Annotated in this window: 4 protein-coding genes; 1 reads left to right on the forward strand and 3 read right to left on the reverse strand. The window is 52.1% G+C overall.

Annotated elements, in window-relative coordinates; genetic code table 11:
- Positions 1 to 191: 191 nt before the first annotated feature.
- On the forward strand, positions 192 to 1,442 hold the full coding sequence (sstT, locus tag E1189_RS02940) for a serine/threonine transporter SstT (protein ID WP_155158560.1): 1,251 nt from the start codon (positions 192 to 194) through the stop codon (positions 1,440 to 1,442).
- Between the two features lie 69 nt (positions 1,443 to 1,511).
- On the opposite strand, the gene E1189_RS02945 is transcribed toward sstT, so the two are convergent.
- From E1189_RS02945 to nagB, 3 genes are read right to left on the reverse strand one after another with little or no spacing between them, the layout of a single operon-like run.
- The gene (locus E1189_RS02945; RefSeq protein WP_155158561.1) at positions 1,512 to 2,762 is read right to left on the reverse strand and encodes an ROK family protein; all 1,251 of its coding nucleotides are present in this window, start codon (positions 2,760 to 2,762) and stop codon (positions 1,512 to 1,514) included.
- A gap of 12 nt (positions 2,763 to 2,774) precedes the next feature.
- The gene (gene nagA, locus E1189_RS02950) at positions 2,775 to 3,935 is read right to left on the reverse strand and encodes an N-acetylglucosamine-6-phosphate deacetylase (RefSeq protein WP_155158562.1); all 1,161 of its coding nucleotides are present in this window, start codon (positions 3,933 to 3,935) and stop codon (positions 2,775 to 2,777) included.
- A gap of 12 nt (positions 3,936 to 3,947) precedes the next feature.
- On the reverse strand, positions 3,948 to 4,739 hold the full coding sequence (gene nagB / locus E1189_RS02955; protein WP_329601878.1) for a glucosamine-6-phosphate deaminase: 792 nt from the start codon (positions 4,737 to 4,739) through the stop codon (positions 3,948 to 3,950).
- Between the last annotated feature and the right edge of the window lie 2 nt (positions 4,740 to 4,741).

A 4,741-nucleotide genomic window follows, 5' to 3' on the forward strand; every position in this document is an offset into this window, starting at 1 on the left:
TTGGTTTTATTTTTTGTAATTTGTTTTTTGTGTGGGTGATTTATTTGTGGTGCTGAGGGTTTGCCAGTGTTGTGCAGCGTTGTTTACCTGAGTTGACTTCGATCATGGTCCTCCACGAGAGAGGAAAAGATAATTCCTGTTACCAAAATCAGAGCGCGCATGCGTTCATAAATAAAACCTCAGGGGAATACATGAGTCAGACGACATCTCTCATCAATCGTTACACCAGTAGCAGTCTCATCCTTCGAATATTTATCGGTATTATTGCCGGTGGCGCTCTGGCCGCGATTGCGCCAGGTGCGGCTAATGCTGTTGGTCTGCTGGGTAGCCTGTTTGTTGGTGCTCTGCGTGCTGTTGCTCCTATTCTGGTATTTGTTCTGGTGATGTCCGCCATCTCCAACCAGAAGAAAGACTCCAATACCAACATGCGCCCCATTGTCGCGCTGTACCTGATCAGCACCTTTGCAGCAGCCCTCACTGCAGTACTGATGAGCTTTATGTTTCCAACTGAGCTGGCCCTGGTAGCGGATAGTTCCAGCGTTGCACCTCCAGGTGGCATTGGTGAGATCCTGCACACTTTGCTGTTCAACATTGTACAAAGCCCTGTGAAGGCTCTGCTGGACGGTAACTTTATCGGTATTCTGGCCTGGGGTATTGGTCTGGGTATTGTTCTGCGTAACGCCTCTGAAGGCACCAAGCGTGGTATCCATGATTTTTCCGATGGTATTTCCAAACTGGTGCGTTTCGTTATCCAGCTGGCTCCATTCGGTATCTTTGGCCTGGTGTCCAGCACCATCGCTTCCACTGGTTTCGGTGCGCTGGCCAGCTACGCTCGCCTGCTGAGTGTGCTGTTGGGCTCCATGGTGATTATCGCTCTGGTTGTTAACCCTATCATCGTGTACGTGAAAACTGGCATGAACCCCTACCCACTGGTTCTGCGCTGCCTGCGTGAAAGTGGCATCACGGCCTTCTTCACCCGTAGCTCCGCAGCGAATATTCCAGTGAATATGAAACTGTGTGAAGACTTGAAACTGCATGAAGACACTTACTCCGTATCTATCCCTCTGGGTGCCACTATCAACATGGGCGGTGCAGCTATTACCATCACCGTAATGGCGCTGGCAGCGGTTCACACTCTGGGTATTCAGGTTGATATTGCTACGGCTGTACTGCTGAGTGTTGTGGCGGCTGTATCCGCCTGTGGCGCATCCGGTGTTGCCGGTGGCTCCCTGCTGCTGATTCCTCTGGCCTGTTCCCTGTTTGGTATCCCTAATGAGATTGCCATGCAGGTTGTGGGTGTAGGCTTCATCATCGGTGTGATTCAGGACTCCGCAGAAACCGGCCTGAACAGCTCTACCGACGTTGTTCTGACTGCTGCGGCCTGCATTGCAGCGCAAAAGAAAGGTGAGCACCTTGTGGAAGGTCAGCGCCAGGCAGCCTGATCTTTTTCTGAGTTCTGAATAAACAAAGTCCCGGCTGTCTGGTCGGGGCTTTATTGTTGGACGAGGAGCCTAATTGCTTTGGGCTTCCTTCATAATCTGCCAAAGCAATCCCTGGTCGGTGATGGCTTTGCGGATCAGGGAATAGCCTGCCAGCCACGGACGGTCGTAAAGCTTGGCATTGATAACTTTTACCGGGGGAATGCCGGGTACATTGACGGCCTGCTGTTTCAGGCATTGTTCAATCACTGGGTGCACAATATCAGCGGCCTGACAAAGCTCACCGGAGAGTGCAATAACCTGAGGCCGCAGCAGGTTCACGGCCATAGCCAGTGCGGAACCCAGCTTGGCAGCCGCTTCTTTCAAAAGCCGGATAGCCAGGGCATCGCCGTGGTTCGCAGCTGTGCAGATATCTGTGATGGTGATTTGCCCGGTCGGTAACTCTGCCAGAGACGAACCGGAGGCAGTGGGAAGAATCTGACGGCAGCGTTTCTCTATCGCGGAGTTAGAAACAACGGTTTCCAGACAGCCGAAGTTGCCGCAGTCGCACTGCTGCCCCAGCGGCTCCATCTGAATGTGACCCAGCTCTCCTACCGCCGCGCTGCTGCCTTCGTAAAGTTTACCATCCATGACTAACCCTGCACCCACGCCATTGTGAATACTCACGAGCAGGCTATTCTGATAATCCTTGAGTGCACCAAACTGTTTCTCAGCTAAAGTCATGGCGGCGATAAAATTGTTGATGTGGCAGGGGGCGTCAAGAACATCGGAAATTAACTCAGCAAGCGGCAGATTATTAACCTTCAGATGGGGCATAAAGGTGATGACGCCCTCCTGCACATCCACCAGCCCCGGTACTGCCAGACCAACGCCGGCAATTTTTGTCACAAGCTTTTTGTGCTTCTGGATAAAGGCAGTCAGCGCACTAATCACCTGCTTGCTGAATTGCTCCTGACTAGGCCCGTTATCTTTAACAATGGGTAACGGTTCGGAGTGTTTGGCAAGAATCTCACCGGATACCGTTTGCAAACCAATATGCAGATGTGTCCGGCCAATACGGGCTGCCAGAATCTGGATGCGGTTTTTGTTAATTGCCAGAGGCATAGCCTTACGACCACGGTCGTCAGAACCACTGATATTAACCACCTCTTCTATCAGGCCGTTGTCCATCAGCTGCCGGGTAATACGGGTAACGCTGCCCGGGGCGATTTGACAAATACGTGCAATCTCAGTGCGGGGGATCGCACCGTGGGTAAGAATGGTTTTGTAGACTGCGGATATATTGCGGTCTTTCACGACATCAAGATTAACAATGGGTGACATGGAAAACCCTAATCATATATTCCCGTGAACACCGCCACTGATAGTAGCCTTCCAATTCAAGTCACCATTAAGTACCACGAAGTTGGCAAACTGCCCGACAGCAATCTGGCCATAGTCCTGCTCGATACCCATAGCACAGGCAGCATTTCTGGTTGCCATATCGATAGCCGTATCCCGGGCAATGCCTTGTGCAATACTGTTCTGAACCGCTTCAACCATAGACAGTGCAGAGCCTCCCAGAGTGCCATCAGCATTAGAGCATTTGCCCTGACTGTAGTGCACGGTCTGGCCACAGAAATCGAAAGTGCTGCCTTCGGCACTATCCAGGCCAACAGGAGGTGTAGCGTCTGTTACCAGTACCAGTCGTTCCTGTAGAAGTCGCTGGGCAATGCGCAGATTTTCCCAGGAAAGGTGGAAGCCATCGGCAATGATGCCAGCGTACATGGTTTGACTATCGAAAACAGCACCTACAGCGCCAGGCTCACGACTGGTGAGTGGTGTCATGGCATTATGCAAATGAGTCGCGAAGGTCGCACCTTCTTCCTCGGCGGCTTTCACTTGTTCACAAGTTGCCAGCGTGTGCCCTACAGAAATCACAATGCCAGCGTCACACAGTTGCCGGATAACACCCTTTGGACACATTTCCGGTGCCAGGGTGATTTTGCTGATTACATCGGCCTGCTCACAGAGCCAGTCGATCATGGGTTGATCCGGTGTGCGAACCTGTTCTTCCGGGTGAATGCCCCGGCGGTTTGGGTTCAGGTAAGGGCCTTCCAGATGAATACCGGGCACACGCTCAGGGTGCATGGCCCTATATTTACGTACGACACCGACAGCCTGTTTGATATCTTCATCAGAGGCAGTAATCAGTGTGGGCAGGAAAGTAGTGCAGCCAGACTTTAAATTGGCCTGATGCATGACATCCAGTGTGTTGATGGTAATGTCGGTGTTAAACAGTACACCGCCACAGCCGTTTAGCTGGAGGTCGATAAAGCCGGGGGTCAGAATCTGCCCCTGCAGATCGACTGTGGGCATGGATTCAGGCAAATCCTGAACCAGACCTACAGCTGTAATACGCTTGCCTTCAACAGTGATCGCATAGTCAATGCCCGCCGGAAAACGGGTTTCCGGCAGTAGTATCATATTGGTCAGGGCATAGCTGTTTGTATTCATGGGTGTCCCTGATTAGTAATCGCTGATGTTTTCTGCTTCAATGTCCTGGAAGTAGCGCAGTGTGCGTACTTTGAGGTCCAGGGTCGCATTCTGGTCGCAGATCATCATGGCCTTTGGATGCATCTGCAGGGCGGAAATTGTCCACATGTGATTCACAGAACCTTCCAGTGTCACCTGAACGGCCTTCGATTTGTCACTGCCCGTTGCCAGGACCATCACTTCGCGAGCATCCATCACCGTACCTACGCCGATAGTCAGAGCCAGTTTTGGCACCTGAGCTATATCGCCATCAAAGAAGCGAGCGTTAGCCTGACGGGTCTGCAGGGTCAGAGTCTTGATGCGGGTGCGGGAGGTCAGGGATGAGCCCGGCTCGTTGAAGGCGATATGACCATCGTGACCGACCCCCCCCATAAACAGCTCAACGCCGCCAACTGCCTGAATGCGATCTTCATAACGTTTGCATTCGGCTTCCAGATCGTCGGCATTGCCGTCGAGGAAATTGATGTTTTCGGGCTTGATATCCACATGGTTAAAGAACACGCGATGCATAAAAGCGTGGTAGCTTTCGGGATGCTCCTCAGGCAGACCAACGTACTCATCCATGTTGAAGGTCACAACGTTCTCGAAGCTGACTTTGCCTTCACGGTGCATGGCAATCAGAGCATTGTAGGTGTTTACGGGCGTCCCCCCGGTGGGCAGGCCCAGTACGAACGGCTTCTCGGCCGTTGGTGCAAAGTCGTTAATACGCTTGACGATGTACTCGGCAGACCAGAGACCAACAGCTTTATTATCGGTAAGGGGGATTA

It is taken from the genome of Parendozoicomonas verongulae (genome assembly GCF_009711465.1).
Lineage (GTDB): Bacteria > Pseudomonadota > Gammaproteobacteria > Pseudomonadales > Endozoicomonadaceae > Sansalvadorimonas > Sansalvadorimonas verongulae.

Excerpts from the sequence above, each read along its gene's own strand:
- E1189_RS02945 (WP_155158561.1), bottom strand. The coding sequence starts at position 2,762 with ATGTCACCCATTGTTAATCTTGATGTCGTGAAAGACCGCAATATATCC.
- sstT (WP_155158560.1), top strand. The coding sequence starts at position 192 with ATGAGTCAGACGACATCTCTCATCAATCGTTACACCAGTAGCAGTCTC.
- nagA (WP_155158562.1), bottom strand. The coding sequence starts at position 3,935 with ATGAATACAAACAGCTATGCCCTGACCAATATGATACTACTGCCGGAA.